Below are 4342 nucleotides of genomic sequence, written 5' to 3'. Positions count from 1 at the left end.
CGACATGGGCCGCGCAGCGGACATCGAGGACATGATGAAGTACAGCGCCAGCCAGTTCGGGCGCGTGGACATCCTGGTCAACAACGCCGGCATCCTGCGCGACAAGTCGTTCGGCAAGATGGACATGGACGATTTCCGCCTCGTGGTGGATGTGCACCTGATGGGCGCGGCCCACTGCTGCAAGGCCGTGTGGGCGCACATGGTGGCGCAGCAATACGGCCGCATCGTGATGACGACCTCGTCCACTGGCCTGTACGGCAACTTCGGCCAGGCCAACTACGGCGCCGCCAAGCTGGCCCAGGTCGGGCTGATGCAGACGCTCGCCATCGAAGGGGCCAAGCACGGCATCCACGTGAACGCGCTCGCGCCCACCGCCGCCACCCGCATGACCGAGGGCCTGATGCCCGAGGAGGTGCTGGCCGCGCTCAAGCCCGAGGCCGTGGTGCCGGCCATGCTGGTGCTGGCGCACGAAAGCGCGCCCACGCGCACCATCCTGTGCGCGGGCGCCGGCACCTTCGAGGCGGCGCACGTCACGCTCACGCAGGGGGTGCATCTGGGCATTGGGCCCGATGTGCCCGAGCAGCTCGCCGCGCGCCTGGCCGAGGTGGCCGACCGCACCGGCGAACAGGTGCCGCAAAGCGGCGCGGCCCAGGGCACGAACGAGGTGCGCCTGGCCCGGCGGTGATGGAGTGATTGCCCGGTACCGAGGCGCTCGCCTGGCAGATTGCAAATATTGCGGCCAGACGCGCGCTCGGCGACGTGGTCGGTTGGATTCGCCGGCTGAACAAAGGCTTCGCATGCGGCCTGCTTCGCCTGGGTGGTTGGTTTTAGTGTTGGGCCTGCAACTCAAATACAAGGGAATCCATGCTCCTTCTTTCACCCGTCTTCAAATCTGGCGCGTTTGTCACGGCTGGGCTCGCTCTGCTTGCCGCGTTGAGTACCACCCCTGTTCTTGCCCAAAGCGGACAAACGATCACGGCCTCCGGCCTCGGGCCCAACACGACCAGTCCGACCCGCCGCCAGGTGCGGGATGCGACTTTCTTCGATGCCCAGCAGAAATGCAGGACGGGGCCTTTCCCCGCTCAGCCCGTTCAGATGCTCGGCATCGGTGTCGCCCCCACGGTTCAGAACGGCCAAAGATTGTTTTTCGCTGAATGGCGCTGCGGCTGAAGTCTGCGGTTGGCTGATTCTTTTCCATCGGGCATGAGCGCCAGCGGTGGGGCGCGGGATGCAGCGCTCGCCTTTCAGCGCACCGGCTCGGCCGCGAGCGCCTCGCGCAGGATGCGGCGGATCTCCAGGATCGCCCGGGGGTTCTCCTGCACGCTGTGGTGCGAGGTCAGCACCAGCTCCGACTCGGCACCTGCCAGGTGGGCGCTGCCGTAGGGCACGATGCCATCGCTCGACTGCGCGAGCGGGGTGCCCGGGTCTTCGCGGCCCATGATGGAGTGGTAGCGCACGCCCGGGCCGATTGGCAGGTCGGCGGCCGCGCGCACGAACGGATCGGTGTCGCCCAGGTTGTCGATGCTGTTGGGCAGGCGCGGCGGCACCCCGCCCTCGACGGGCTGCGCGGCATGGGCTCTGGCCAGCACGCGGGTGGCATCGCCGAAGCGCTCCAGCACGGCCAGCGGCAGCGTCACCATGTTGGCCAGCCAGCGCGAGAGGGTCTTGTTGGCGAACGGCGTTCCCCGGTGGGGCGCGGCGATGAAGACCGCCCGGGTCACCTGCGGCAGGGGATGGAACACCAGGAAGGGGCCCAGGTCCTCACGCAGCCGGGCCAGGTCTTGCGGGGGCAGCACGGGGCGGCCGATGACCTGGTCCCACAGCGTGTCGCCCGATTCCGACACCAGCAGCCGCGCCAGCACGCCGCCCATGCTGTGGCCCACCAGCACGATGTCGCGCGATGCGCGCGCCGTGCCGGCGGGATCGAAGTGCGCCAGCGTCTGCACCAGGGCCTCCCGGATGTCATGCTGGTTGAGGGCCAGCGGCGCATTGGTCGGGTAGTACACCTGCCACACCTGGTAGGCGTCCCGCAACTGCGCATCGCCCAGGACCTCGTTGGCCACGTTGATCCAGGCCTCGGGGCTGCTGGCCAGCCCGTGCAGCATGAAAATGGTGCGGCGGTTCGGGTCATAGGGCTGCATGAGGTGGATGCGCGGCGCGTCCAGCCGGTCGCTCCAGCCCAGCAGGGTGCGCATGGCCTGCGTGGCGAAGCCCGAGCGCGCCAGCCACAGGCCGTACCCCGCGGTGAAGTTGCCCGCCAGTGGCACCTGCTGCCCGCCCAGTTCCACCCGCGCGGTATGGTAGGGGTCGTAGATCGCCACCTGCACCTCCTGCGTGCGCAGTACCTCGCCCAGCGTCTTGCCCGGAAACCGCAGCAGCGCGGTGGCCGCGGGGTAGGGCATTTCCTTGAACGGTGCGGGCGCTCGCTCGCCCGGCTCGGGGGCGGACGCCGCCACCAGCTCCGTGCCGAAGCCATCGCGCCGGTAGGTGTTGCGAACGCCGGAAAACCGCAGCGTGGTGGCCGGGATCAGTTCCTCGGGCAGCGGGGCGTCGCTGGGCAGGCGGATGTCCGAGGCGTCGCTGGAAATCCGCCAGGCGCCGAGGGTGCGCGCCTCATCCGACCGGCGTCCTTCGGCGCGGTAGCGCTGGAACAGCAGGGTCACCACGCGCTGCGTAGCGAAGTTGTAGTAGTCGCGCACCTGCGTCTGCCGGTCCTCGAACGCGCGCTCGCCGGGGGAGCGCTGCGTGAAGAACAGATAGGCCCAGGCGTGGCGGGCCGATTCCATCCAGGCATCGAGCGCCTCGTCCGGCGGCAGCGGCGCGCTGCGGTCGCGTTCGCCTTCGAGGCCCACCTGCAGCCAGACCTCGGCCAGCGCCGACAGGCGCTGCTCCTCGCTGATGCCGTTCGAGGCGGCCAGCTGGTTGCGGCAGTCGGCCAGGTCGTCCGCGCAGGTGTCGGCATCGCTGCCGATCACGCGCAGCACCTCTTCGGTGGCCTCGCTGACCCGGCCGCTGGTGAGCACGTCGCCGCGCCGCTGCGACAGGTATTCGCGCGGTGACATCGACGACACCGTCACCCCCGCGCAGCCGCACAGCACGGCCGCTGCGCACAGCGCGGCGAGCCCTCGCAACACCGACCAGGGTGTGCGGCGCGGGGCAGGGGACCAAGTGCGATGGAGCGGCGGCGGGGTGGGTGGCGACATGGGGCGGGCCGGGCGGCGACGGGGTGGCCGATGTTACCCGGCGGCCCCGCGAATTGGGCGCTGCCTGACGCCGCGGTACGCAGTGCTGCGGTACGCTCGCCGGCTTATGAGGATCTCTCCGGAACACCGCCTGCGGGCCGCCTTGCGCGTGGCGCTGAGCCACTATGTCTTCAACGGCCTGTCGGTGGCCTTCGGCCTGCTGCTCATCTCGGCCGGGGTGCACGGGTGGCTGGGCGCGGCGGCCGCCGCCTCGGCGTCGGTCGGGGTCATCGTCACGGCGCCGCCCGACCTGCCCGGCCCGGCGCGGGGCAAGTTTTGGCAAATGCTGCCGGCGCCCCTGCTGGGCGTGCCGCTCTTTTTCGGGGTGCAGATGCTGCACCCGTCGGAGCTGGCCCTGGGAATGCTGATCGTGCCAGCCAGCTTCGTCGCGTTCCTGGCCATGGCCTGGGGCAAGCGCGGCGTGCCGATCGCGGTGGCCTTGATGTTCTCCATGGTGTTTTCCATGGCCGTGCCGCCCACGCCGGGCGTGGACCCGTTGACGGCGGCGCTGGCCACCACCGGGCATTTCGCGCTCGGGGCGGCTTTGTATGTGGTGTATTCGGTGGTGGCCAACCATGCGCTCAATGCGCGCTACCGCGTGCAGTCGGTGGCGGATGCGCTGCTGGCGCTCGCTGCGCTGATGCGCGTGCAGGCGCGCCAGTTCACGCCGGTCGATCTGCAGGGCCCGCCCGCGCCCGCCTTGGCGGGGGCCTTGCTGCACCGGCAGGCGGCCCTGGCCGAGCAGTTGCAGGCCGCGCGCAACATCGTGCTGGAGTCGCCCCGCACGCCGCGGCGCCAGCGGCTGGCCGGCATGCTGCTGCTGGTGCTGGAAATGCGCGACCACCTGCTGGCCTGCGAGCTGGACCTGGACACGCTCAAGGCCCACCCCGGCCATGCGCCCGTAGTGGTCGGGCTGCGCGACGTGCTGCACCACGTGGCCGACGAGATGGAGCGCCTGGCCGATGCCATGCTCATCGGCCGCAGGCCCACCGCCTTCGCTGACCACCGGCCCCACCTGGCGGCCCTGCGCTGGGACGAAGTGCCTCAGCCCCAGCCCGGGCCCGAGGGCGCCAACCCGTCGCCCCGCCTCCTGGCGCGCG

Annotated in this window: 4 protein-coding genes; 3 read left to right on the top strand and 1 reads right to left on the bottom strand. The window is 70.6% G+C overall.

Annotated features, from left to right (window positions below):
- Both AC27KI_RS19555 and AC27KI_RS19550 read left to right on the top strand, forming a co-directional pair.
- Positions 1-685, top strand: a 685-nt coding sequence (locus tag AC27KI_RS19555; protein WP_487115359.1) for an SDR family NAD(P)-dependent oxidoreductase, incomplete at its 5' end; no start/stop codon positions are given.
- Positions 686-864: 179 nt separating this feature from the next.
- On the top strand, positions 865-1170 hold the full coding sequence (locus AC27KI_RS19550) for a hypothetical protein (RefSeq protein ID WP_284428797.1): 306 nt from the start codon (positions 865-867) through the stop codon (positions 1168-1170).
- A gap of 74 nt (positions 1171-1244) precedes the next feature.
- On the opposite strand, the gene AC27KI_RS19545 is transcribed toward AC27KI_RS19550, so the two are convergent.
- The gene (locus AC27KI_RS19545) at positions 1245-3134 is read right to left on the bottom strand and encodes an esterase/lipase family protein (RefSeq protein WP_487115357.1); all 1890 of its coding nucleotides are present in this window, start codon (positions 3132-3134) and stop codon (positions 1245-1247) included.
- A gap of 175 nt (positions 3135-3309) precedes the next feature.
- Here AC27KI_RS19545 and AC27KI_RS19540 point away from each other — a divergent pair.
- Positions 3310-4342, top strand: a 1033-nt coding sequence (locus AC27KI_RS19540) for an FUSC family membrane protein (protein ID WP_487115355.1), incomplete at its 3' end; no start/stop codon positions are given.

The sequence above is a fragment of the Acidovorax sp. KPB24-03 genome (assembly GCF_057546605.1).
Note: the sequence above shows the minus strand (reverse complement) of the source record. Positions and strands in the feature narration are given on the sequence as shown.